At 59.0% G+C, this 23794-nt stretch carries 22 protein-coding genes and 1 tRNA gene; 16 read left to right on the top strand and 7 right to left on the bottom strand.

Annotated features, from left to right (window positions below; all coding sequences use genetic code 11):
- Nucleotides 1–2 precede the first annotated feature (2 nt).
- Both G5229_RS12400 and G5229_RS12405 read right to left on the bottom strand, forming a co-directional pair.
- A complete protein-coding gene (locus tag G5229_RS12400; protein WP_227341601.1) occupies nt 3–860 on the bottom strand; it encodes a hypothetical protein in 858 nt (285 codons plus the stop codon).
- A gap of 145 nt (nt 861–1005) precedes the next feature.
- Nucleotides 1006–1392 carry a TraR/DksA family transcriptional regulator gene (locus G5229_RS12405; RefSeq protein WP_216952650.1) on the bottom strand — a complete coding sequence of 129 codons (387 nt, stop codon included), beginning with the start codon at nt 1390–1392 and terminating at the stop codon, nt 1006–1008.
- Between the two features lie 467 nt (nt 1393–1859).
- On the opposite strand from G5229_RS12405, the gene G5229_RS12410 reads away from it, so the two are divergent.
- From G5229_RS12410 to G5229_RS12450, 9 genes are all read left to right on the top strand, one after another.
- A complete protein-coding gene (locus G5229_RS12410) occupies nt 1860–3191 on the top strand; it encodes a glutamine synthetase family protein (RefSeq protein WP_005342613.1) in 1332 nt (443 codons plus the stop codon).
- Nucleotides 3192–3485: 294 nt separating this feature from the next.
- Nucleotides 3486–4847 carry an aspartate aminotransferase family protein gene (locus G5229_RS12415; RefSeq protein WP_421209216.1) on the top strand — a complete coding sequence of 454 codons (1362 nt, stop codon included), beginning with the start codon at nt 3486–3488 and terminating at the stop codon, nt 4845–4847.
- 53 nt (nt 4848–4900) lie between these two features.
- Nucleotides 4901–5998: an extracellular solute-binding protein gene (locus G5229_RS12420; protein WP_201937706.1), complete on the top strand. Its 1098-nt coding sequence runs from the start codon at nt 4901–4903 to the stop codon at nt 5996–5998.
- Between the two features lie 118 nt (nt 5999–6116).
- Nucleotides 6117–7202 (top strand): polyamine ABC transporter substrate-binding protein, encoded by a 1086-nt coding sequence (locus G5229_RS12425; RefSeq protein ID WP_201937656.1) that lies wholly within the window; start codon nt 6117–6119, stop codon nt 7200–7202.
- A 78-nt stretch (nt 7203–7280) separates the two neighbouring features.
- Complete coding sequence (gene potA / locus G5229_RS12430; protein ID WP_216952652.1) at nt 7281–8435, top strand: polyamine ABC transporter ATP-binding protein; 1155 nt, start codon at nt 7281–7283, stop codon at nt 8433–8435.
- Nucleotides 8432–9337 carry an ABC transporter permease subunit gene (locus tag G5229_RS12435; protein WP_216952653.1) on the top strand — a complete coding sequence of 302 codons (906 nt, stop codon included), beginning with the start codon at nt 8432–8434 and terminating at the stop codon, nt 9335–9337. The genes potA and G5229_RS12435 overlap by 4 nt, the downstream gene beginning before the upstream one ends.
- On the top strand, nt 9334–10179 hold the full coding sequence (locus G5229_RS12440) for an ABC transporter permease subunit (protein ID WP_374995764.1): 846 nt from the start codon (nt 9334–9336) through the stop codon (nt 10177–10179). Before G5229_RS12435 ends, G5229_RS12440 begins: the two co-directional genes overlap by 4 nt.
- 49 nt (nt 10180–10228) lie before the next feature.
- Complete coding sequence (locus tag G5229_RS12445) at nt 10229–10933, top strand: MOSC domain-containing protein (protein WP_201990884.1); 705 nt, start codon at nt 10229–10231, stop codon at nt 10931–10933.
- 155 nt (nt 10934–11088) lie between these two features.
- A tRNA-Pro gene (locus tag G5229_RS12450) sits at nt 11089–11165 on the top strand.
- A gap of 259 nt (nt 11166–11424) precedes the next feature.
- On the opposite strand, the gene G5229_RS12455 is transcribed toward G5229_RS12450, so the two are convergent.
- On the bottom strand, nt 11425–11952 hold the full coding sequence (locus tag G5229_RS12455; RefSeq protein WP_005356927.1) for a hypothetical protein: 528 nt from the start codon (nt 11950–11952) through the stop codon (nt 11425–11427).
- 124 nt (nt 11953–12076) lie between these two features.
- Nucleotides 12077–12541, bottom strand: coding sequence for a thioesterase family protein (locus G5229_RS12460; RefSeq protein WP_042054246.1), 465 nt, complete (start codon nt 12539–12541; stop codon nt 12077–12079).
- Nucleotides 12542–12674: 133 nt separating this feature from the next.
- Between G5229_RS12460 and recQ the strand changes: the two genes are divergently transcribed.
- Entirely contained in the window at nt 12675–14510 is a 1836-nt protein-coding gene (gene recQ / locus G5229_RS12465; RefSeq protein WP_042054245.1) for an ATP-dependent DNA helicase RecQ, read from the top strand.
- A gap of 67 nt (nt 14511–14577) precedes the next feature.
- Here recQ and G5229_RS12470 read toward each other — a convergent pair whose 3' ends face one another.
- Nucleotides 14578–14880 carry a c-type cytochrome gene (locus tag G5229_RS12470; RefSeq protein WP_005340687.1) on the bottom strand — a complete coding sequence of 101 codons (303 nt, stop codon included), beginning with the start codon at nt 14878–14880 and terminating at the stop codon, nt 14578–14580.
- Nucleotides 14881–14985: 105 nt separating this feature from the next.
- Here G5229_RS12470 and G5229_RS12475 point away from each other — a divergent pair, with 105 nt between their 5' ends.
- From G5229_RS12475 to G5229_RS12485, 3 genes are all read left to right on the top strand, one after another.
- Complete coding sequence (locus G5229_RS12475; protein WP_421209217.1) at nt 14986–16413, top strand: protein adenylyltransferase SelO; 1428 nt, start codon at nt 14986–14988, stop codon at nt 16411–16413.
- A 10-nt stretch (nt 16414–16423) separates the two neighbouring features.
- Nucleotides 16424–16711 (top strand): DUF3630 family protein, encoded by a 288-nt coding sequence (locus G5229_RS12480; RefSeq protein WP_139399965.1) that lies wholly within the window; start codon nt 16424–16426, stop codon nt 16709–16711.
- 159 nt (nt 16712–16870) lie between these two features.
- Nucleotides 16871–17545 carry a 7-cyano-7-deazaguanine/7-aminomethyl-7-deazaguanine transporter gene (locus G5229_RS12485; protein WP_005340680.1) on the top strand — a complete coding sequence of 225 codons (675 nt, stop codon included), beginning with the start codon at nt 16871–16873 and terminating at the stop codon, nt 17543–17545.
- 270 nt (nt 17546–17815) lie between these two features.
- On the opposite strand, the gene rraA is transcribed toward G5229_RS12485, so the two are convergent.
- Complete coding sequence (gene rraA / locus G5229_RS12490; protein WP_005340678.1) at nt 17816–18301, bottom strand: ribonuclease E activity regulator RraA; 486 nt, start codon at nt 18299–18301, stop codon at nt 17816–17818.
- 146 nt (nt 18302–18447) lie between these two features.
- On the opposite strand from rraA, the gene G5229_RS12495 reads away from it, so the two are divergent.
- On the top strand, nt 18448–20301 hold the full coding sequence (locus G5229_RS12495; protein WP_421209218.1) for a methyl-accepting chemotaxis protein: 1854 nt from the start codon (nt 18448–18450) through the stop codon (nt 20299–20301).
- Between the two features lie 122 nt (nt 20302–20423).
- Complete coding sequence (locus G5229_RS12500; protein ID WP_021230765.1) at nt 20424–21074, top strand: chromophore lyase CpcT/CpeT; 651 nt, start codon at nt 20424–20426, stop codon at nt 21072–21074.
- Between the two features lie 100 nt (nt 21075–21174).
- On the opposite strand, the gene rpmE is transcribed toward G5229_RS12500, so the two are convergent.
- Complete coding sequence (rpmE, locus tag G5229_RS12505; RefSeq protein WP_005340673.1) at nt 21175–21390, bottom strand: 50S ribosomal protein L31; 216 nt, start codon at nt 21388–21390, stop codon at nt 21175–21177.
- Between the two features lie 147 nt (nt 21391–21537).
- On the opposite strand from rpmE, the gene priA reads away from it, so the two are divergent.
- A complete protein-coding gene (gene priA, locus G5229_RS12510; protein ID WP_421209219.1) occupies nt 21538–23745 on the top strand; it encodes a primosomal protein N' in 2208 nt (735 codons plus the stop codon).
- The last annotated feature ends 49 nt before the right edge of the window (nt 23746–23794 follow it).

A 23794-nucleotide genomic window follows, 5' to 3' on the forward strand; every position in this document is an offset into this window, starting at 1 on the left:
GCTTATCCTTGCGGTGGATACTCCCAATATTGGGCCGGAATGGATTTTAGCAACGGGGTCATATCCGGATTGGGCAGGGCGATGGTGACCCGCTGATCGAGGTTGGCGCTGGCGAGCGCTTCGCGGATCTTGGGGTTGTCATGGAAGAACTTCATAAAGCTGCCATCGGCATAGGCACGCTCCAACCCGGTCTGAATCGCCTTGGCCAGCTTGGGGTATTCGGGGCTGACGAAGAAGAACTGGGCGAAGGGGTAGCGGATCAGCAGATGCTGCTCGATGGCGAGGTTGGGATACTGCGCCACCAGCTCGCTGCGCTCGGCGAAGATCTCCACCAGGGCGCGCGGGAAGAAGTCGATCTTGTCGCCGTCGTTGATAAGGCGAAACAGACTGCTGTATCGGCCGGAGAAGGTCGGGATGCCCGCATTTTCCAGAATTTTGTTATCGGCCCAACCGACCCCTTGTGCCGCCTTCAGCTGTTTGAGGTCGGCCAGGGTATTGATCTGGTTGAACTTCTCTTGGGCATCCGCGTGGATGAACGACAGCCGCAATCCTTCCAGTCCGCGAAACAGCGGAATGGGGACGGCAATCAGGGAGGATTCGAGTGCGCTGGAGGTACCCATCCAGAAGACGTTGATGGTCTTGCCCTTGCTCAGCTGCTGCTGAAGGGTGAACTGGTTGAGGTCGAGTTCGACAGGCTGGATGCGAAAGGGTTGTCCGGAGCGGGTCAGGGCCAGTTCCAGCAGTTTGAGCTGGTACTCCTGATCAAGATTGTTGACGGGACGGCTGGGAACCTTGACCGTCAGAACCTGTGCTTGTGCCAGCAGTGGCAGGCACAAACACAGTTTGATGAGCCATTTCACTCTCTATTCTCCTGTAGATTCCGGAAGGTGTCCGGAGTCTAACAGAACTTGTCACCATCTTGCTGCGAGGCGTTGTGCAAGGTTGAGCGCGGGCCCAGCCTTGTTGGCGTCTGTTGCACCTGAATGGTGACGGTTCTTCGAAGAATCAGGCGACGCGGCGGAACACGTGGGTATCGTTAAATTCCTTGGTGCTCTGGCATTCGACGCAGAAACGGGACTCTGGACGAGCTTGCAGCCGCTTGAGAGAGATCTCGTCACCACAAGATTCACAGTAACCGAAATCTCCATCGTTCATTCGCTTCAATGCGCCCCTCAGCTTGCGCAGGTGCAGCTTGTCGTGCTCGATGCGGTTCAGCTCCAGACGGCGGGCTTCCTCGATACTGGCACGGTCAATTTCATCGGCCATCTCGTTGGTGTCGGTGGCGATGGCCTGGCTGGCCTGGGAGTTCAGGCGCTCTTCGAGCTCGGCGATCTGCCGCTCGATCTGCCCCTTGTAAAAGGCCAGTTGGTCTTCAGTCATGAAATCACACATACGATTTACTACCAGTCAGTTTACTAACCCAATTATCCCTGTTTATGGGGGCTGTCTGCCTGCAGACCAAGCCCTTCTCGTCTGATTTGCACCGTTTTCATGCAAGAGAGTGCAAATCAGGGCGGGCCTTGTACCAAAAAAAAGCAGCCAAGCAAAGCAAATAGGACAGGGATTGTGCGCCTTTGCAAAAAAATGGCCCCTTTAGCGGCTGATCTGACGGGATCTGACATCTGGTTTTGGCCGGTTGGCACCGGCTTTGCACTGGGGAGAGGCGAGACCACGAGTGTTTAGTATTTGGTGCCGACTTGGTCATTATATGCGCCGTTATTTATAGTTTTTTAAACACCACTGCTTGACATTACCCCTGATAGCGGGCTTTTATGGTGGTGTTGATTACAATTTGATAACAAGGGTGTTCCATATATTAGACACCCTTGCCAATGGCAACCGTAGAGTCGGGGTTTAACATGGACAGTATCAAGGGCTGGATGGAGAGCAATCGCATCACGGAAGTGGAGTGTCTCTTCCCTGATTTCACCGGCAACGCCCGGGGCAAGATCATCCCAGCCAACAAGTTTTTGCGAGAAGGGGGCATGCGTCTGCCCGAGGTGATCTTCACCCAGACAGTGACCGGTGAATATCCGGATGACGACAGCATGATCGATCCGCTGGAGCGGGACATGCAGCTCTATCCTGACCCCAACACCATCCGTTTCGTCCCTTGGGCGCTGGAACCTACCGCTCAGGTTATCCATGACTGTTACGACGTCAACGGCAAGCTGATCGACATTGCACCTCGCTCCGTACTGCGTCGGGTTCTGTCATTTTACGAGGCTCAGGGCTGGAAGCCGGTGGTGGCGCCCGAGCTGGAGTTCTATCTGGTCACCCGCAACGAAGACCCCGACTATCCGCTGATGCCGCCGGTAGGGCGCAACGGCCGTCCGGAGACAGCTCGCCAGTCCTTCAGTATCGATGCGGTCAACGAGTTCGATCCCATCTTCGAAGACATGTATGACTACTGCGAAGCGCAGGAGCTGGAGGTGGATACCCTGATCCACGAGTCCGGTGCTGCCCAGATGGAGATCAACTTCCTGCACGGGGATGCCATCGATCTGGCGGATCAGGTGTTCCTTTTCAAGCGCACCATGCGTGAGGCGGCCCATCGCCACGGCATCTACGCCACCTTTATGGCCAAGCCGATGAGCAACGAGCCGGGCTCCGCCATGCACATCCACCAGAGTCTGGAGGATATGAACGGTCGAAATCTGTTCGGTACCCCGGATGGCGGCAACTCCGAACTCTTCATGCATTTCATCGCAGGTCTGCAGAAGTACACCCCGGCGGTGACAGCCCTGCTGGCTCCCAATGTCAACTCCTACCGCCGCCTCACCTTCGGTGAGAGCGCGCCACGCAACGTCCAGTGGGGTGTCGAGAACCGCACCTGTGGTCTGCGGGTACCCTTCTCCGACCCGAGTGCCCGCCGGGTGGAGAACCGCTTCGCCGGTGCCGATGCCAACCCCTATCTGGCGCTGGCCGCCACCCTGGCGTGCGGCTATCTTGGCATGATGGAGAAGCTGGAGCCCATGCAGGAGATGAAATCCAGCGCCTACGACCTGCCCTACAGTCTGCCCCGCTCGCTGGAGGAGGCGCTCAGCCATCTCGAACAGTGCGAGCCGATCAAGGAGATGTTGGGGGAGCGCTTCACACGCGCCTTTGTCGCGGTCAAACGCAAAGAGTACGAGACCTACTTCGGGGTGATCAGCCGCTGGGAGCGAGAGTTCCTGCTGCTGAACGTCTGACCCGGATGCGTGCCGGCCACGCATCGTCCGAATCGGGGAGGCAGGCTGCCTCCCCTGCCTGTAACCGGTAATACGGGATGGAGGAGTGCCTCCGCCTGAGGATGGTTGTGAGCGGAAGTTGGCTCGCCACCGCTCTGGTTGCATGGTTGATAACAGTTTTTGGCTCGAATTGAAGGATGTGAGGAGCAGGCCGTGCCGCAGTCCACGCGAAAGTGGCAGTGATTGCGGGAGTGGCAGCCCTCCTGATGATTGACGAACAGAACCAGCTAAATCGAAGGAACCGAGGAGCTAACAATGCAACAGACTACCCGTGAGTGGCAGCAGCAGGATGCCAGCCACCACCTGCACCCCTTTACCGACTTTCAGGCCCTGAACAAGAAGGGCAGCCGTATCATCACCAAAGCCAGCGGCGTTTATCTGGAAGACTCCGAAGGCAAGCGCATTCTGGACGGCATGGCGGGGCTCTGGTGCGTCAATATGGGCTATGGTCGGCAGGAGCTGGTGGATGCCGCCACCCGTCAGATGCAGCAGTTGCCCTACTACAACCTCTTCTTCCAGACCGCGCACCCGCCGGTGATCGAGCTGGCCACCTTGCTGGCCGAAGTGACGCCATCCCATCTCAACCATGTCTTCTTTACCGGCTCCGGCTCCGAGTGCAACGACACCGTGCTGCGGATGGTGCGCCACTACTGGGCCAGCAAGGGGCAACCGGAAAAACAGGTGATCATCAGCCGCCACAACGCCTATCACGGCTCCACCGTGGCGGGGGCGAGTCTGGGTGGCATGAAAGGGATGCATGCCCAGGGTGGTCTGCCCATTCCCGGCATAGTGCACATCGACCAGCCCTACCACTTCGGTGAGGGGCAGGGGATGAGTGCCCACGAGTTTGGGCTGGAGAGGGCCCGTCAGCTGGAGCAGAAGATTCTGGAGCTGGGGGTGGACAAGGTGGCCGCCTTTATCGGCGAGCCGATCCAGGGGGCGGGCGGTGTCATCATTCCGCCTGACAGCTACTGGCCGGAGATCCAGCGCATCTGCGATCACTACGGCATTTTGCTGATAGCCGACGAGGTGATCTGCGGCTTTGGCCGTACCGGCCACTGGTTTGCCAGCGAAGGGTTTGGCATCAAGCCGGATCTGATGTGTCTGGCCAAGGGGATTACCTCCGGTTATCTGCCGCTCGGCGCTGTGATGGTGAGTGACCGGGTTGCCAAGGGGCTGGTGGAAGAGGGGGGCGAGTTCAACCACGGCTTCACCTACTCGGGCCATCCGGTCTCTTGCGCGGTGGCGGTGGCCAATATCCAGCTTATGCAAAAGGAGAGCATAGTTAAGCGAGTGCATGATACCATCGGCCCCTATTTGCAGCGCCGCTGGGCAGAGCTGGCTGACCACCCGCTGGTGGGTGAAACCCGTGGCCGCGGGCTGGTCGCCGCCCTGGAAATCGTCCAGGACAAGCAGACCAACCGGCGTTTCCCGGCCCATGCCAATGCCGGGATGACTTGCCGGGAATTCTGTTTTAACAATGGCTTGGTGATGAGGGCGGTAGGCGATACCATGATCATATCGCCCCCCTTGGTGATCACCGAGGAACAGGTTGATGAATTGGTCAAGCTAGCCAGGCTCAGTCTGGATCTGACGGCTGCAAAGCTGAAGGGATAGCTGCCGCCAGGCAGGTTGGCATGCGCATACAATTTGCTTAGGAGACAAGGATGATGTCTTTCAAAACGGGAGTGATCGCTGCCTCTGTGGCTCTGGTCATGGCAAGTGCCGGAGCAATGGCTGAAGAGAAGGTGTTGCACGTCTACAACTGGAGCGACTATATCGCCCCGGATACCCTGGAAAACTTCCAGAAGGAGACGGGCATTAAGGTGGTTTATGACGTGTTTGACAGCAACGAGGTACTGGAAGCCAAGTTGCTGGCTGGTAAATCCGGCTACGACATCGTGGTGCCGTCCAACCCCTTCCTGGCCAAACAGATCAGGGCTGGCGTGTTCCAGAAGCTGGACAAGTCCAAGCTCTCCAACTGGCAAAATATGGATACCGACCTGCTCAAGGCGCTCGACCCGAGCGATCCGGGCAACCAGTACTCCATCCCCTATCTGTGGGGCACCATCGGTTATGCCTACAATGCCGAGAAGGTGAAGGCCGTACTGGGGGCCGATGCGCCGCTCAACTCCTGGGATCTGGTGTTCAAGCCGGAGAACATGGCCAAGCTGAAGGAGTGCGGCGTCTCCTTCCTCGACTCGCCGACCGAAATGTTACCGGCCGCCCTGCAATATCTGGGCTTCAAACCGGATAGCCAGAAGCCGGACGAGCTGAAGAAGGCCGAGGAGCTGTTCCTCTCCATCCGTCCCTATACCGCCTATTTCCACTCCTCCAAGTACATCTCGGATCTGGCCAACGGCAACTTGTGTGTTGCTGTCGGTTACTCCATGGATTTGCAGCAGTCCAAGGCGCGGGCGGCGGAAGCCAAAAATGGCGTGGCACTGACCTACACCATTCCGAAAGAGGGGGCTGGCAGCTTCTTTGACATGATCGCCATCCCGGCGGATGCCAAGAACGTCGAGGCGGCCCACACCTTCATCAACTATCTGATGAAGCCCGACGTGATCGCCAACATCACCAATCAGGTGCAGGCGCCTAACGGCAACAAGGCGGCGACCCCGCTGGTTGACGAGGCGATCCGTACCGATCCGGGGGTTTATCCGGACTCTGCAACCTTGCAGAAGATCTACACCTTCCCGGATCTGCCGGCCAAGGTGCAGCGTCTGATGACCCGCAGCTGGACCAAGATCAAGTCCGGTAAGTAAGTAACGAATACCCCTCCCGGTCCGCAGTTCGGCCGGGAGGGTAGTGATGCCATCCATCCGGATGGGCCGCGCGAATGGATGCGCAGACGGTCAACCACTGAACAGGAGAACTGACACCGTGAATACAACCAGATTGCTAACCATAGCGCTGACCATGGGATTGGCGAATGCAGTCCAGGCAGCCCCTGTGCTCCATTTCTACAACTGGTCTGACTATATCGGCGAGACCACCCTCAGCGATTTCCAGCAGGAGACCGGGATCAAGACCGTCTATGACGTATTTGACTCCAACGAAACCCTGGAAGGCAAGTTGCTGACCGGACGGACCGGTTACGATCTGGTGGTGCCCTCAAATAATTTCCTCTCCAAGCAGATCAAGGCGGGGGCTTTCCAGAAGCTGGACAAGAGCTTGCTGCCCAATCTGGCCAACCTGGATCCCGTGCTGCTCAAGCAGCTCGAGAAGGTGGATCCGGGCCATCAGTACGCAGTGCCCTATCTGTGGGGAACCAACGGCATCGGCTACAACGTCGACAAAATCAAGGCAGTGCTGGGGGTCGACAAGATCGACTCCTGGGCGGCCATCTTCGAGCCGGAAAACATGGAGAAGCTCTCCCGTTGCGGCGTCGCCTTCCTCGACTCGGCAGACGAGATGATCCCGGCTGCCCTCAACTACCTTGGACTGAACCCCAACAGCCAGGACGCGGCCGATATCAAGCGCGCCGAGGCGCAGTTGCTCAAGGTGCGCCCCTATGTGGCCTACTTCCACTCCTCCAAATACATAGGTGATCTCGCCAACGGCGATATCTGTGTGGCAGCGGGCTTTTCCGGCGACATCTTGCAGGCGGCAGCCCGTGCCGACGAGGCAGGCAAGGGGGTGAAGATTGCCTACAGCATTCCTAAAGAGGGGGGCAATCTCTGGTTCGACATGATGGCGATCCCGTCTGATGCCACCAATGTCAAAGAGGCACATGCTCTCATCAACTATGTTCTGCAGCCCGAGGTGATCGCCAAGGTCAGCAATTATGTGGGCTATGCGAACCCCAATGCCAAGGCTGGCGAGTTCATGGATGAGACGGTGCGCAATGATGAGGGGGTTTATCCGCCTCAGGCTGTGCTGGAGCGGCTCTATGTGCAGGAGGCACATTCCCGCGCGGTACAGCGTCAAATCACCCGGAGTTGGAGCAAGATCAAGTCCGGTACCTGACCTTGGTGCCCGCTCTGGGGCGCCAAATCGCTTTTATGGATTGGCCGTGAGGCCAGTATCACGTTAGGGAGTTTGGTAATGGCGATAGCCTCCAGTGCCTACAAGAAAGCCCTTGAGGGCAGCCAGCAACGCAAAGAAGTGCTGGTAAAAATAGACAGGGTTAGCAAGCAGTTCGATGAAACCCTGGCGGTCGATAATGTTTCCCTGAATATTCACAAGGGGGAGATCTTCGCCCTGCTGGGAGGATCCGGTTCCGGTAAATCGACCTTGCTGCGGATGCTGGCAGGGTTCGAGCGCCCGACCGAAGGGCGTCTGTTCCTCGACGGGGTGGATATCACCGATATGCCCCCCTATGAACGCCCCATCAACATGATGTTCCAGTCCTACGCCCTGTTTCCCCATATGACGGTGGCACAGAATATTGCTTTCGGTCTCAAGCAGGATGGCCTGCCCAAGGCCGAGATCGACGCCCGTGTCGAAGAGATGCTCAAGCTGGTACAGATGACCCAGTATGCCCGTCGCAAGCCTCACCAGCTCTCCGGTGGCCAGCGCCAGCGGGTAGCGCTGGCCCGTTCGCTGGCGAAACGTCCCAAGTTGCTGCTGCTTGATGAGCCGATGGGGGCGCTCGACAAGAAGCTGCGCTCCAAGATGCAGCTGGAGCTGGTGGAGATCATCGAGCGGGTCGGGGTTACCTGTGTCATGGTGACCCACGATCAAGAAGAGGCCATGACCATGGCGGAGCGGATCGCCATCATGCATCACGGTTGTATCGAGCAGATCGGTAGCCCGATGGATATCTACGAAACCCCGGCCAGTCGGCTGGTGTGCGAGTTCATCGGCAACGTCAACCTGTTCGACGGCCTGCTGGTGGAGGATGAGCAGGACCACGCCATCATCGCCTGTGCCGATCTGGAGCAGCCCATCTATGTGGGCCACGGGATCAGCTCCCGTGCCGAGAACAAGAAGGTGACCTACGCCCTGCGGCCGGAGAAGCTGCTGATGAGCCTGCAAAAGCCGGCCGAAATCGAGCATCCGGACTTCAACTGGACCAAGGGCGAGGTCTATGACATCGCTTATCTGGGCGGACACTCGGTGTACCACATCCAGCTGCCCTCGGGCAAAATCGTTCAGGCTTTCATCGCCAATGCCGAACGCCACGGCAAGCGGCCAACCTGGGATGACCAGGTGTTCCTCTACTGGGAAGATGACAGCGGCGTGGTGCTGCAATCATGAAGATCTTGCAACGACTGAAGCGGGGCGGAGGGCGCCGGCTGGTGATCGGCATCCCCTTCTTCTGGCTGTTCCTCTTCTTCCTGCTGCCCTTTGTCATAGTGGTAAAAATCAGTTTTGCGGAAGCGGATGTGGCGATCCCGCCCTACACCGACGTGGTGAGCTGGGCCGACAATCAGCTCACCATCCTGCTCAATATGGGGAACTACCTGCTGCTGCAGGAGGATGAGCTCTATATCGCAGCCTATCTGGGCTCCCTCAAGATGGCCTTCGTCAGCACCCTGCTCTGCCTGTTGATTGGCTATCCGATGGCCTACTCCATCGCTCGGGCCAACAAGGAGACCCAGACCGTTCTGCTGTTGCTGATCATGATGCCGACCTGGACCGCCATTCTGATCCGGGTCTATGCGTGGATGGGGATCCTCAGTAACAACGGCCTGCTCAACAGCGTCTTGCTGGGGATCGGGCTGATTGACGAACCGCTGCAGATCCTCAATACCAACCTGGCGGTCTATATCGGCATCGTTTACTCCTATCTGCCCTTCATGGTGCTGCCGCTTTACGCCAATCTGGTCAAACACGATCAGAGCCTGCTGGAGGCGGCCTCCGACCTAGGGGCCCGCAACCTGACCCGTTTCTGGCAGATCACTGTGCCGCTCTCCAAAAACGGCATTATCGCCGGCTGCATGCTGGTGTTTATTCCGGTGGTGGGGGAGTTCGTTATTCCGGAAATGCTGGGTGGCCCGGAGACCCTGATGATCGGTAAGGTGCTATGGCAGGAGTTCTTCAACAACCGCGACTGGCCGGTCGCCTCTGCACTGGCGGTGGTGATGCTGGCGGTGCTGATCATTCCGATCATCCTCTTCAACCGTAACCAGGCCAAAGAGCTGGAGGGCAAGGCATGATGAGACGTTTCGGTTTTGCCAAGCTGATGCTCTGGCTTGGGCTGCTGTTTATCTACCTGCCCATGATCATCATGGTGATCTACTCCTTCAACGCCTCCAAGCTGGTGACGGTGTGGGGCGGATGGTCACTCAAGTGGTACTTCGGCCTGCTCGACAACAAGCAGCTGATTGGATCCGTGTTCCGCTCGCTGGAGATCGCTTTTTACACCGCGATCGCCGCGGTGGCGCTGGGGACGGTGGCGGCATTCGTGCTGACCCGAATTCCCCACTTCCGTGGTCGCACCCTGTTCGGTGGCATGGTGACGGCACCGCTGGTGATGCCCGAGGTGATCACCGGTCTGTCGCTGCTGCTGCTGTTCGTGGCGATGGCCCAGCTGGTGGGATGGCCCGCCGAGCGGGGCATGTTGACCATCTGGATCGCGCACACTACCTTCTGTACCGCCTACGTAGCCATCGTTGTGTCGGCGCGGTTGCGGGAGCTGGATCTCTCCATAGAGGAGGCGGCCATGGATCTTGGCGCCAAGCCGTGGAAGGTGTTCTTCCTGATCACCATCCCGATGATCGCCCCCTCGCTGGCAGCAGGCGGCATGATGTCGTTCGCCCTGTCGCTGGATGATCTGGTGCTGGCGAGCTTCGTCTCCGGCCCGGGCTCCACTACCTTGCCGATGGAGGTCTTCTCGGCGGTACGGCTCGGGGTGAAACCCGAGATCAACGCGGTAGCCAGCCTGATCCTGCTGTCGGTATCGCTCTTTACCTTCGGCAGCTGGTATCTGATGGCCAAGGCGGAGAAGCGCCGTCGCGCCGAGATCGCCATGAGCAACCAGATGCAGGCAGTCGCCTGACTCGTCAGATGATAAGATCCGCCTACTCTCGTCAATCCGGAGGATGAGTATGCGGATCTCCTTTTTCAGTGGTCGTGGCACCGAGCTGGTGCCCGGCCTCACCAGCGCCATTCACAAGCAACCGATCTCTGCACCAGTTCGCTGTACCTTTGCCGGTCTGGAAGGGGATGAGCAGTGTGACACGCGCCACCACGGTGGCCCGGATCGGGCGCTCCACTACTATCCGGCCGATCACTATCTCTGGTGGCAGACCTGGCAAACCGCGCTGGGCTTGCCTGCGCCACGTACAGCCTGGCAACCTGCCGCCTTTGGCGAGAACCTCTCCGGTCTCGGGCTGACCGAGGTGCAAGCCTGCATTGGCGATGTCTATCGACTCGGCGAGGCGCTGATCCAGATCAGCCAGCCGAGATCCCCCTGTTTCAAGCTCAACCAGCGCTTTGGCTATGGCCAGATGTCGCAGGTGATACAACTGAATGGCCGTTGTGGCTGGCTGCTGCGGGTGCTGGAGGAGGGGAGGGTGTCGCCGGAGTCGGCCATGGAGCTGGTAGACAGACCCTATCCCGAACTGACGGTGAAGCGCACGGCGGATATCCTATTCAATCAGGTGCGCAATGAAGCGGATCTGCTGATGTTGCTGGAGAATCCGGCCCTTTCCCCCAACTGGCGCCAGCATGCAGCCGACTGGCTGGAGCATGGCACTGTGGCTGACTGGCAGCGCCGTCTGCTGGGACCGGCATCCCTGCGCCTGGCCTGACAGTCGGTTACCGGAATGTCACCAGCTGGCTGCAGCCCGGTAAACGGATGAAAAGAGTGCTGAATAGTTGAGCGAACAGCACTTTTTTTCCTGCAAAATGCAAAAAAGGCTTGTGTCAGGTCTGGGCTTTCGGTAAATTCCCGTCCCGCAGACATCGGTGTGTAGCGCAGCTTGGTAGCGCACTTCGTTCGGGACGAAGGGGTCGGAGGTTCGAATCCTCTCACACCGACCAAATTTGAAAAGGCCGCTCAATAGAGCGGCCTTTTTGCATTTTCCTTCCAGTTACTCGGTTTTTCATTAGCTGCTGACCTGTTACCTGGCCAAGTGATCTGACTTGATGTATGCAGGGTCGAAGCAAGCCCACAGACATTAAAAGGGCCACCGCTCGGTGGCCCATCGGTGGAGTCTGATCCTGACTCCGGCACTCTAGATTGTGGCAATCTCGCTATGGGTCTTGTCTATGGTGCCCTCCTTGCGCGCCAGGCGCTTACTCAGATATGCCAGTGCTGATGCCGCAAAGCCTTGAAACTGTGTTGAGGCAGCAAGGCCGCGTGCTTGGGGTACTCACTAATGAAATGTTCTATTCCCTCCATCAGTTGTGCACGTAATGAAATAACGGGCTCATGCCAGGCTTGCAGGCATAGATGGCCGGGGATCAACTGCTCCTGATAATCTTCCAGCAGCTGTTCTGGCCAGGGTTCAATACCGGAATTGCGTTGCAGCAAATAGTGGGCGGCGGGTTCACGGGCATAAATGAACTGAATTTGGGCCAGATCGCGTTGGCATAGCGTTTGACTGTTGATATGACAGGTCAAATATTTTCCCGTTTTCAGATCCAGAAAGTGACCGCGTTGCCGACAGGGAACGATGCGATACCAAGGCAGGGGTGAGGAGAGAGAATACCCCTCAAGCTCCTGTTCCAACCAGTGGCGACACTCGGGTGTCTGCACCTCGTCGAGCATGGACTCGAGCTGTGTCAACAAGGCTCTGGATGGTTTGATGGCCAGTTTCGCACTCATCGCCTGCAATCCTCCCTCTGCACACAATCCCGACTATCAGTATGGACCTTGTTCGGCCAGAGGGGGTAAGGAATCTAATGATTAAAAGTAGATTAGCCGCGTGGTTTTTATGCACTAACTTGGTTCAACCCACCAGATAGGTACCAGTGCCGAAGGCGATGTGGGTGCCCTCTTCGTTGTGCAGCTCCATCCGGGCGACGGCCACCTTGCTGCCAGCCCGGATGATGTGGGCGGTGGCGATAAACTCGTTGCCGCGTCCCGGGCGCAGGTAATCCACCCGCAGATCGATAGTGCCTAGGCGGGCGAAGCGCTCCTTGAGATAGCTGGGGGAGAACTCCTCCAGCTCGTCGATGCAGGAGGCGGCGACTATCATACCGCCTGCCACATCCAGCAGCGTGGCGGTGACGCCGCCGTGCAGGATGTTGTGGAAAGGGTTGCCGATCAGCTTGTCGTCCATCTTGATGCGCAGTTCCACCTTGTCGAAGTCGTAGTGGGTCACCTGCATGCCGATCAGCTTGTTGAACGGCATCTTCTCGGCAAACAGGTTGGCAATGCCACTGAGCGCCATCTTCTTGAGCATCTGTTTCATTCTCTGATCCCAATCCTTGTCATCAAAGCCGAGTAAAAACTCCAGCCAGTCTGCAACAGTTCCTTAACAGTCGCAATGGCAGGTTTATTGTGGGCGGCGGCTGCTTTAGAATGGCGACCCCAAAGGAGAGCCCATGACCGCGATTGCCGAAACCCTGCCAGATCCTCAGCCAGAGAGTCCGCTTGCCCTGCTGCAGGCGGTCTTCGGCTATCAGCAGTTTCGGCCGGGTCAGCTCGAAATCATCGAGCAGATCGTCGCGGGGCGCGATGCGCTGGTGCTCAAGCCCACTGGCGGCGGCAAGTCGCTCTGTTACCAGATCCCGGCACTGCTGCGGCCCGGGCTCGGTGTGGTGGTCTCTCCTCTTATTTCGCTGATGAAGGATCAGGTCGACAGCCTGCGCGCCAACGGCGTAGCGGCGGTCTACATCAACTCGGCCCTCAGTCGGGAGGAGATGATCCAGAACTTTGCCGCCATGCGTCGCGGCGAGATCAAGCTGGTTTATGTCTCCCCCGAGCGCTTGTTGCAGCACGAGTTTATGGATCGACTGGCCGAGCTGCCGCTCGGGCTGTTCGCCATCGACGAGGCGCACTGCGTCTCCCAGTGGGGCCACGATTTCCGGCCTGAGTATGCGGCGCTGGGGCGGCTAAAACAGTGGTTCCCGCAGGTGCCGGTGGTGGCGCTGACCGCCACTGCCGACGAGGCGACCCGCAGCGACATGCTCCACCGTTTGGAGCTCAACGATCCCTTTATTCACACTGCCAGCTTCGATCGCCCCAATATCCGCTACAGCCTGGTGGAGAAGTTCAAGGCGGCCGAGCAGCTGCTGCGTTACGTGCAGAGCCAGAAGGGCAACTGTGGCATCGTCTACTGCTCCAGTCGCAACCGGGTGGAGGAGGTGGCCGAGCGGTTATCCCGCCACGGCTGCAAGGCGGCGCCCTATCATGCGGGGCTGCCGCTCGAGCTGCGCCAGCAGACCCAGGATGCCTTCCTCAAGGATGACATCGAGATAGTGGTGGCGACGGTGGCGTTCGGTATGGGTATCGACAAGCCCAACGTACGCTTCGTGGTGCACTACGACATTCCGAAGAACATCGAATCCTACTATCAGGAGACCGGCCGCGCCGGTCGCGATGGCACCCCCGCCGAGGCGCTGCTGCTCTACGATCCCGCCGATATCGGCCGGGTGCGCCGCCTGCTCGACAACATCGAGAACCCGCAGCAGTTGCAGGTGGAGCAGTACAAGCTCAACGTGATGGCGGCGTTTGCCGAGGCGCAAACCTGCCGCCGTCAGGTGCTGCTCAACTACTTCGGCGAGTACAACGACAAGCCGTGCGGCAACTGCGATATCTGTCTCGATCCGCCCAAGAGCTATGACGGCACTGAAGATGCCCAGAAGGCGCTCTCCTGCGTCTGGCGGGTGGGCCAGAATTTCGGGGTGGGTTATGTGGTGGAGGTGCTGCGCGGGTCGCTGAACCAGCGCATCAAGGATCATGGCCACGATAAGCTGTCGACCTACGGCATCGGCAAGGATCAGAGCCACGAATACTGGATGAGCGTGATCCGCCAGCTGATCCACAAGGGGCTGCTGACCCAGAACATCACTCGCAATCTGGTGCTGCAGTTGACCGAAGCGGCCCGTCCGGTACTGCGTGGCGATGTGAAGCTGGAACTGGCGGTACCCCGCCTGCAGCCTATCTCCAGCCGCAAGGAGAAGCGCAACGGTCTGCTCGATAACGCCAACTACGACAAGCGGTTGTTCAAGGAGTTGCGCGGCCTGCGCAAGCAGATTGCCGAGGACGAAGAGGTGCCGCCCTACGTGGTGTTCAACGATGCGACTCTGGTGGAGATGGCTCAGCTGATGCCGATGACCGAAGACGAGATGCTGGCTATCAACGGTGTCGGGCACCGCAAGCTGGAGCGCTTTGGCGAAGCCTTTATGGATCTGATCATCGACTACTGCCGTCGTTAGGGTCGATTAGGCAGCCTAATCGACCAGGGTAAGCGCGGCTCGGAAGAACCTGGGGTCAGACGCGAGGTTATTTCAGGCTGGCGTAGAAGGCGGCCAGATTGTCGATATCCGCATCGGTCAGCGGCGCCATGAAGGGGTCCATCAAGGGCTCTTTGCGAGTGCCATCCTTGAACGCTTTCAACTGTTTCACCAGATAGGCGGCATTCTGACCCGCCAGATGGGGATAGTTGGGGATCATCGCCTTGCCTTCCACGCCGTGACAGGCGGCACAGACCGCCGCCTTGGCTTTGCCGGCTTCAATATCGGCAGCCTTGGCCTGATGACCCCACGCCAGTGCCAGCAAGGGCAGGGCATATACCCATTTTTGCATCTTCTTCTCCTTGAATTGAAAAATGATGGTTGCCAGTGAGCACAAGCATGGCTGACGGCAGTATAAAGAGTGACACGAGCATACGCAGGGACGAATGGCACAACCATGAAGTTGATCAACACTTTTGCGACCGAGCTGCCTTGGGCCTGTGAACCCGTGGTCCCCCAGCCGCTGCAGCAACCCCGGTTGCTTCATCTCAACCGGACTTTGCTGGATGAGCTGGGATTGGGAGGCGTCAGCGAGGCTGACTGGATCGCCTGTTGTGGCGAGGGAAAAGTGCTGCCCGGTATGCAGCCGGTAGCGCAGGTCTATGCCGGCCATCAGTTCGGGGGTTATAGCCCCCGGCTTGGGGATGGTCGTGCGCTGCTGTTGGGTGAGCAGCAGGCGCCGGATGGTCAGCGCTGGGATCTGCACCTGAAGGGGGCAGGAAAGACGCCGTTTTCCCGTTTTGGTGACGGTCGTGCCGTGCTGCGCTCCAGCATTCGCGAGTATCTCGCCTCCGAGGCGCTCCATGCCCTCGGCATCCCGACCACGCGGGCGCTGGTATTGGTGGGGAGTCAGGAGCCCGTTTACCGCGAGCAGGTGGAGACGGGAGCGACCGTGCTGCGCACCGCCCCCAGCCATCTGCGCTTCGGCCATATCGAGTATTTCGCCTGGAGCGGGCAGGGAGAGAAGATCCCGCCACTCATCGACTATCTGCTGCGCCACCACTTCCCCGAACAGGAGAGTGGTGCCGAACTGTTTGCCGAGGTCGTGCGTCGCACCGCGCGGCTGATTGCCAAATGGCAGGCGGCGGGCTTCTGTCACGGGGTGATGAACACCGACAATATGTCGCTGCTCGGCCTGACGCTGGATTACGGGCCATACGGCTTTATCGATGCCTACGTGCCCGATTTTGTCTGCAACCACTCGGACCCTGCGGGCCGCTACGCGCTGGATCAGCAGCCCGCGGTCGGTTATTGGAATCTGCAAAAACTGGCGCAGGCGCTGGCTGGCCATGTAAACGGTGATGCGCTGGCTGCAGCGTTGGCCCAGTACGAGCAGCAGCTGATGTTGCACTACTCCGAGTTGATGCGGGCCAAGCTCGGACTGGCGGTGTGGGAGGAGGATGACCCGGCGCTGTTCCGCGAGCTGTTCCGGTTGCTGGCGGCCCACGAGGTGGATTACCACCTGTTCCTTCGCCGTCTCGGTGAGGTGACGCAAGAGGGGTCGTGGCCTGCATCTCTGCTGGCCCTGTTGCCTGAACCACTGGGTTGGCAGGCGTGGCTGGAGCGCTATCGGGCGCGGCTAATGCGCGAAGGCAGCGAGTATGCCGTACGCAAGGCGCAGATGGATGCCATCAATCCCAAATATGTGCTGCGCAATACGCTGGCCCAGCAGGTGATCGACGCCGCCGACACAGGGGATATGCGGCCGTTCGAGCGGCTGTTCGCCGCCTTGCACCGTCCCTTTGATGAACAACCCGAATATGAGGATCTCGCCACCCCGACTCCGGCATGGTATTGCGGTGGTGAGCTCTCCTGCAGTAGCTGAGAGACACGGAATGAGTTGGCAAATCAAACAGGTAGATAGCGAAGCTGGCGTGGTGACGCTGGATTGCCCAGCACTCGACTGGGACACGTTTCCGCTGTTGGCGCAGGTCTTGCTGCGAGAGTGGGAGCTGCAGCCGCTCGAGCAGGATGCGGGGGCTGACCGCCATAGCTGGTTGCTGGAGTTTGAAGGGAGCCAGTTTCGGCTGGAGTACGAACACTACAGCGGCTGCTGGCTGGAGGCGGTGTGCCCGGCGGATCGGGAGGCGCTGCTCTGGCTCGCCAGACAGCACAAGCTGTGACTATCGCCCACAAGGCTTGCTCTGCCGCTGGCCAACCTGGACAAGCGTAATCGCATAAAGATTGAACTATCGGTTTGGGGGCGTATAATCTCGCCCCTCGATTATCGCCAATGGTGGCGATATGGGTTCCCTAACCCCATTAACCAAAAAGGTCACAAGATGAATCTGACCCCTGCGCAGTACCAAACGGCGCTCGTTCGCCTGTCGTTGTTCCACATTCTGATCATTGCCAGCAGCAACTATCTGGTGCAGCTGCCGATCACCGTGTTTGGCTTCCACACCACCTGGGGGGCGTTCAGCTTCCCGTTTATCTTCCTGGCGACCGACCTGACAGTGCGGATCTTCGGTGCCGGTCTGGCGCGCAAGATTATCCAGACCGTGATGTTGCCAGCACTGGCGGTCTCCTATGCGCTCTCCGTACTCTTCTTTGAAGGGAGCTTCCAGGGCGTTGGTCATCTGGCCGAGTTCAACCTGTTCGTGGCGCGTATCGCGCTGGCCAGCTTTATGGCCTATCTGGTGGGGCAGTTCATGGATGTGGTGGTGTTCAACCGCCTGCGTCTGCTCAAGCAGTGGTGGATTGCACCTGCGGCCTCCACCCTGTTCGGTAATCTGGTTGATACCATCGCTTTCTTCAGTGTGGCCTTCTGGCGCACCACAGATCCTTTCATGGCAGAGCACTGGGTCGAGATCGCAACCGTCGATTACGTATTCAAGTTGCTGATAAGCCTTGGTTTGTTCGTGCCGCTCTACGGTGTCTTGCTGCGCTACCTCAGCCGCAAGCTGGTGGGCGAGGCCGGATTATCCAGCCTGCAAACGGCCACCCGGCAAGCCTGACGAGATTGACCACCCTTCGCGGTGGTCAATTTTTTTGCACTTTCTGCAAATAGCGCTTGCCTAGTTAAATGAGAATGATTATTGTTAACTTGTTTTCCGGGAAAGACTTCATTCGTTCCAACGTGATGGACTTCTTGTGAAGGCACGACATTGCTCACATTGCTTCCAGTTAAGGGCCAGTTTATCTGGCCCTCTTTTTTTGTCATTTTTCAGCAAGTTGCAGGCATAAAAAACGGGAGCCAAGGCTCCCGTCGTCACGCTGTCTGTGGCTTACTCGATATCGAGAGCCTCGGGGGAGAGGATCACCCCTGTGGTATCGGCGTAGAGGTGGTCGTCAGGCAGGAAGGTCACGCCACCGAAGTTGACCGGCAGATCGGTCTCCCCTACATCCTTGCTGTCGGCACCGACCGGAATGGCTGCCAGTGCCTGAATGCCGATGTCCAGATCTTCCAGAATATCGACTTCGCGGACGCAGCCGTAGCAGACAATCCCTTCCCAATCGTTCTCGGCCGCCGTGGTGGCGATGTCGCTGTCGATCAGAGCTCGGCGCATGGAGCCACCGCCATCGATCAGCAAGACGCGTCCCAGTCCGTTCTCTTTGACGAGTTCACGTATAAGACCATTCGATTCGAAGCATTTGACGGTGGTGATGACGCCGCCGAAAGAGGCGCGGCCGCCGAAGGAGCAGAGCATGGGTTCAAGCACATCCACCATGTCCTGATAGATGTCGCACAGTTCAGAAGTATTGTATTCCATAGTGTCAAATCCACGGCTGGAAACAGGTGCAACCAGTATAAGGAGTGGGTGTGGCATTTCAATGAATATTCCTTGCACAGATCACCTGTCGCCGCTTTTCTGCATAAGCTCAATGCAGTTCACTGCCTGTTTGCGAGAGGTCCATCGTGCTTATCCGTCATAAGTTGATCCTGAATACCGTGCTGGTTGCCGTTGCCATGCTGGTACTGAGCGGCCTGTTTATCTACTCCAGCCAGGTGCACCGTCACCTGACCGAAGCCCAGCGCAATATCGACCAGCTGGAGATCGCCATGCTCAACCTGCGGCGGGCCGAGAAGGATTTTCTGATCCGTAAGGATGTGACCTTCGTCGAGCGCTTCAATCAGGGGCTGTCAGATTTTCACCAGCACAATCGGGAGCTGGTGACCGATGACAATCTGGCGGCTGTCGAGGGGGAGCTGACCAGACTGGATCAGCAGATCAGCGGTTATGGCAAAGCCTTCAACGATCTGGTGGCCCAGCAGCAGAAGATTGGTCTGGGGCCGGAGGAGGGGCTCTATGGCAAGCTGAGGGCGGCGGTGCATGAGGTGGAGAATGGACTCAAGCAGCTGGATCAGCAGGGGCTGCTCATCACCATGTTGCAGCTGAGACGGGCGGAGAAAGACTTCATGCTGCGCTCCGATATCCAGTATCTGGAGCGTTTCGAGACCTTGCACAAGAGTTTTCAGGATAGCCTTGCCACTTTGCCGGAGGCGGATCGCGGCAAGCTGGAGCAGGCCAGCAAGCAGTACCGGCAGGACTTTGTGGCGCTGGTGCAGGGGATGCAGGTACTGGGGCTGAAAGAGGATGAAGGGCTGCGTAACCAGATGCGGGATCTGGTGCATCAGACCGAACAGGGGTTTGCCGCCGTCGATCAGCACATTGTCGCTGAGCTGGAGCGGCAGAGCGCTCGCCTCAACAGCCTGATGCTGGTCTGTGGCGGGGTGATTGTTGTGCTGATCGGCATCATGAGCGTGTTGCTGGGGCGCAGCATCGACCGTCCCATTACTCAGGTGAATGACACCGTCAACCGCATTCGTCAGGATAATGACCTGCGCTTGAAGATAGAACTGCGCGGGGCAGATGAAATGGCCCAGCTGGCAGGCAATCTCGACGTGATGCTGGGCGGGTTTCGCGATCTGATCGGCGATGTGAAGCAGAGCGTGCACACCCTGACCGAAGCGGCGGATCACCTTTCGGCCAACGTCAAGCGCACCAGTGAAGGGGCGGCGCGTCAGCTGCAGGAGACCGATATGGTGGCGACCGCGTCCACCGAGATGGGCTCCACCATCGAAGAGATCGCCCGCAACACAGAGCAGGCGGCCAACAATGCGCAGGCGACCAACAACAAGGCGATGGAGGGGCGGGCTGCGGTCGAGAATACTGTCGAGCAGATCCGCTCGCTGGCGGGTAATCTGGAGAGTTCATCCCGCGAGGTGAGCCAGCTGCAAAAAGAGAGCGAGACCATCGGCTCCGTGCTCGACGTGATCCGTGGTATTGCCGAGCAGACCAACCTGCTGGCCCTCAACGCAGCCATCGAAGCAGCTCGGGCAGGGGATCAGGGGCGCGGCTTTGCGGTGGTGGCCGATGAGGTGCGTAATCTGGCCATCCGTACCCAGAAATCGACCCAGGAGATTGCCGGCATCATCAGCTCGCTGCAGAAACAGACCGGCAGCATCGTCGAGGTGATGGCAACCTGCCGCGAGCAGGGCAACCGCAGCTCGGATCAGGCCAGTACTGCAGGGGAGTTGCTGGGGCAGATCACTCAGGATGTTACCAACATCATGGACATGAGCACCCAGATTGCCGCCGCCATCGAACAGCAGAGTTTGGTGGCCAACGAGGTGAACCGCAACGTCAACAACATCCGCGACATCGCCCAGGAGTCGAGCATCATGGCGGAGGAAAATGCGAGATCCAGCGAGGGCCTCAACGAGCAGGCCCAGCTGCTCAACAAGGCGGTGGCAAAATATCGGGTTTAGTGAGCGGACTGGCATCCTTGTGAGGTTTTTGCACCAGAGTGGCAATGATTTGATCGTAATGGCTGTTATTGGGGAAATTCGCTCATATAATCGCCGCCACTATGATGATTCGGAAGGATTCGATGGCAAAGTTGCTGGTGGCCGTATTCGGGCTGCTCTGTTCCTGTCTGGTGTTGGCAGGTTCGGCGCCTCAGGCTACCCCACTCAAGCCCGGTATGGAACCGCTGCTCAGCTGGTTCAACGGGGCCTTTACGAGCCGGGAGCAGGCCAGTTACGACAGCCGCTTTACCAGTGCCGAGCTGCGCCTGATGGAGATTTGGCCCGGCTATCAGGGCTATCGCTGGGTCTATGCCGAGCAGTATCTGAGCATGCGCTCCGTCCGTCCTTTCCGCCAGCGCATCTATCGCTTCTCACCTGCCCCTGACGGGCGGATCCTGATGGCCGAACTGACCATGCCCCGTGCCACCGATTTTGCCGGTGCCTGGCATGATCCCGCCCTGCTCGACAGTCTGACCCCGCAGCAGCTCTCCTTGCGCCACGGATGCGAGATCTGGTTGACCCGTACCCCCTCCGGCGAATATGCCGGTCACACCCGGGTGGGCCACTGCTCCACCGATTTTGGTGGTGCCACGACGCTGGTGCAGCATATTTGGATTGGCCCCGACAGCGTCAGACTGCTGGATCGCGCCTATGACAACGCAGGGAGCCCGCGCTGGGGTAGCCCGGGTGAGGGGTATGTCTATTTGCGTCGTTCCAAAGGGTTTGGCCAGTAGGGGAGAGTGCGTCTGGCTGCGGGAACATGAAGGATGAAAACCAGGGATCGTAAAAAAGGCGCCCATTGGGCGCCTTTTTCAGAATTCTTCAGAAGTAAAATTACTTCTTGGTGGTCATCGCACCGAAACGCTTGTTGAACTTGTCTACGCGGCCGCCGCTAGAAACTTCTTTCTGCTTGCCGGTGTAGAACGGGTGGCACTCGGAGCACACGTCCAGGTTCAGATCTTTACCGATGGTAGAGAAAGTGTTGATGACGTTACCGCAAGAGCACTTGGCGGTGATGGCTACGTAGTCAGGATGGATACCAGCTTTCATGGACAACCTCAATTAATAGGCCGTGTCGCCATCCGATCTCTTGTCGGACACCACACGATTGTTGAACACAGTTTCAAAGGCTGCGAATAATATAGGAAATGCCTGAGATCAGGCAAGTGGCTTCGCAGAAAAAATAGGCAACCCCTGGTGAATTCTTCCCAAACGCTGGATCTGGTTCGTGTCGCTGTCCCGGTACCGTTACGCCGTCACTTCGACTATCTCTCTCCCCTGCCGTTACCTGCCCCCGGTTGCCGGGTCGAGATTCCTTTCGGTCCCCAGACCCTGGTCGGGCTGGTGGTGGATCATCCGGCCGACAGCCAGGTGCCCCGCAACAAGCTCAAGCCCATCAAACGGGTATTGGACACGGCTCCGGTGCTGGGGCCGGATATTCTGGCGCTGATGAACTGGAGCGCCAGCTACTACCAGCATCCGCTGGGGGAAGTGCTGCCCCATGCCCTGCCGGTGTTGGTGCGCAAGGGGGAGCCAGCCGCCTATCGGGAGCTGGAGTTCTGGTTTGCCACCGAGGCGGGCATGGCCATCGACCTTAACGAGCTCAAGCGGGCGGCCAAGCAGCAGCAAGCGCTCGCCCTGCTGCGCAAAGGGCCGCAGACCCCCTCCGCCCTCAAGCAGGAGGAGATCCAGAGCGCCGCTCTCACCGCGCTGGAGAAGAAGGGGCTGCTGGAGAAGCGCTCGCTGGAGCCAAGCCATGACGGCGACTGGGCCGCCCGTTTTGAACCGGGGGAGGGGCTGCGCCTCAATGGCGAGCAGGCGCTGGCTGTCTCTGCCGTTACCAGCCAGAGCGACAAGTTCGGTGCCTTCCTGCTGGATGGCATTACCGGCTCCGGCAAAACCGAGGTGTATTTAAGCATCCTTGAGCCCTTGCTCAAGGCGGGCAAGCAGGCGCTGGTGATGGTTCCGGAGATCGGTCTCACCCCGCAGACCATCAACCGCTTCCGGCGCCGCTTCAACGTGCCGGTGGTAGCGATGAACTCCGCCATGAACGATCGGGAACGGCTCGACGCCTGGCTCGCCTGCCGCGACGGCGGCGCCGCCATCCTGATCGGCACCCGCTCGGCGGTGTTCACCCCGTTTCACAACCTCGGCATCATCATCATCGACGAAGAGCACGACGGCTCTTTCAAGCAGCAGGACGGTTTTCGCTACCACGCGCGAGATCTGGCGGTGATGCGGGCTCATCGTGCCGGTATCCCCATCCTGCTTGGCTCGGCTACCCCGTCGCTGGAGACATTGCACAACGCCCGCACCGGCAAGTATCACCACCTCACCCTGACTCGCCGCGCCGGCAATGCCCAGACCGCCCGTCAGGTGATCCTGGATATCAAGAGCGTGCGGTTGCAGGCCGGGCTCTCCCCCCAGCTGGAGCTGCTGATGGCAGAGCATCTGGCGGCGGGCAATCAGGTGATGCTGTTCCTCAACCGCCGTGGCTATGCCCCGGCCCTGATCTGCCACCAGTGCGGCTGGAGCGCTGCTTGTGAGCGGTGTGATGCCTGGTACACCTGGCATCAGGCTGGGCGACGACTGCATTGTCACCACTGTGACAGCGTACGCCCCTTGCCCCACCACTGCCCCGAGTGTGGCAGCAACGAACTGATCGGATCGGGAGTGGGCACCGAGCAGCTGGAACAGCTGCTTACCACGGTTTTCCCGCAATATCCCGTAGTGCGCATCGATCGGGACAACACCCGCCGCAAGGGGGAGCTGGAGACCCATCTTGGCGACATCAAGGCGGGCAAGTACAAGATCCTGATCGGCACTCAGATGCTGGCCAAGGGCCATCACTTTCCGGATGTGACCCTGGTGGGCCTGCTGGATGTGGATGGTGCCCTGTTCAGCGCCGATTTTCGCGCCGCCGAGAAGCTGGCCCAGCTCTACACCCAGGTGGCGGGCCGTGCCGGTCGTGCCAGCAAGCCCGGGCTGGTGGTGTTGCAGAGCCACCATCCGGAACATGCCCTGCTGCAGGATCTGACCCAGAACGGTTACGGCCATTTCGCCGATACGGCGTTGAAAGAGCGCCGCCTGCTGGGGCTACCGCCGTTCAGCTATCAGGGGCTGTTCCGCGCCGAGGCCAACGGCCGTGACGAGGTGCAGCTGTTCCTCGCCCGCCTCGCCGATACCCTGCGCAGCGCCCGCTATCCCCACGTTCAGGTGCTGGGGCCCATCAGCGGCTTTATGGAGCGCAAGGCGGGCAAGTTTCGCATGCAGTTGCTGGTGCAGGGGCCGAATCGGGCACCTCTGGCCCAACTGCTGGATTGGGCGGTGAAGGAGCTGGAAGGCTGGCCCGAGACCAAAAGGGTGCGCTGGAGTCTGGATATCGACCCCACCGAGCTGAGTTGATGGTGCCGGAGCCGGTCGCTGGCAGTTATCGTCAGCGACCGGGTTTGCC

The organism is Aeromonas sp. 602396 (assembly GCF_049173735.1).
In the GTDB taxonomy this organism is placed as follows: domain Bacteria; phylum Pseudomonadota; class Gammaproteobacteria; order Enterobacterales; family Aeromonadaceae; genus Aeromonas; species Aeromonas veronii_A.

Excerpts from the sequence above, each read along its gene's own strand:
- G5229_RS12405 (WP_216952650.1), bottom strand. The coding sequence starts at position 1,392 with ATGTGTGATTTCATGACTGAAGACCAACTGGCCTTTTACAAGGGGCAG.
- G5229_RS12410 (WP_005342613.1), top strand. The coding sequence starts at position 1,860 with ATGGACAGTATCAAGGGCTGGATGGAGAGCAATCGCATCACGGAAGTG.
- G5229_RS12415 (WP_421209216.1), top strand. The coding sequence starts at position 3,486 with ATGCAACAGACTACCCGTGAGTGGCAGCAGCAGGATGCCAGCCACCAC.
- G5229_RS12420 (WP_201937706.1), top strand. The coding sequence starts at position 4,901 with ATGTCTTTCAAAACGGGAGTGATCGCTGCCTCTGTGGCTCTGGTCATG.
- potA (WP_216952652.1), top strand. The coding sequence starts at position 7,281 with ATGGCGATAGCCTCCAGTGCCTACAAGAAAGCCCTTGAGGGCAGCCAG.
- G5229_RS12435 (WP_216952653.1), top strand. The coding sequence starts at position 8,432 with ATGAAGATCTTGCAACGACTGAAGCGGGGCGGAGGGCGCCGGCTGGTG.
- G5229_RS12440 (WP_374995764.1), top strand. The coding sequence starts at position 9,334 with ATGATGAGACGTTTCGGTTTTGCCAAGCTGATGCTCTGGCTTGGGCTG.
- G5229_RS12445 (WP_201990884.1), top strand. The coding sequence starts at position 10,229 with ATGCGGATCTCCTTTTTCAGTGGTCGTGGCACCGAGCTGGTGCCCGGC.
- G5229_RS12455 (WP_005356927.1), bottom strand. The coding sequence starts at position 11,952 with ATGAGTGCGAAACTGGCCATCAAACCATCCAGAGCCTTGTTGACACAG.
- G5229_RS12460 (WP_042054246.1), bottom strand. The coding sequence starts at position 12,541 with ATGAAACAGATGCTCAAGAAGATGGCGCTCAGTGGCATTGCCAACCTG.
- recQ (WP_042054245.1), top strand. The coding sequence starts at position 12,675 with ATGACCGCGATTGCCGAAACCCTGCCAGATCCTCAGCCAGAGAGTCCG.
- G5229_RS12470 (WP_005340687.1), bottom strand. The coding sequence starts at position 14,880 with ATGCAAAAATGGGTATATGCCCTGCCCTTGCTGGCACTGGCGTGGGGT.
- G5229_RS12475 (WP_421209217.1), top strand. The coding sequence starts at position 14,986 with ATGAAGTTGATCAACACTTTTGCGACCGAGCTGCCTTGGGCCTGTGAA.
- G5229_RS12480 (WP_139399965.1), top strand. The coding sequence starts at position 16,424 with ATGAGTTGGCAAATCAAACAGGTAGATAGCGAAGCTGGCGTGGTGACG.
- G5229_RS12485 (WP_005340680.1), top strand. The coding sequence starts at position 16,871 with ATGAATCTGACCCCTGCGCAGTACCAAACGGCGCTCGTTCGCCTGTCG.
- rraA (WP_005340678.1), bottom strand. The coding sequence starts at position 18,301 with ATGGAATACAATACTTCTGAACTGTGCGACATCTATCAGGACATGGTG.
- G5229_RS12500 (WP_021230765.1), top strand. The coding sequence starts at position 20,424 with ATGGCAAAGTTGCTGGTGGCCGTATTCGGGCTGCTCTGTTCCTGTCTG.
- rpmE (WP_005340673.1), bottom strand. The coding sequence starts at position 21,390 with ATGAAAGCTGGTATCCATCCTGACTACGTAGCCATCACCGCCAAGTGC.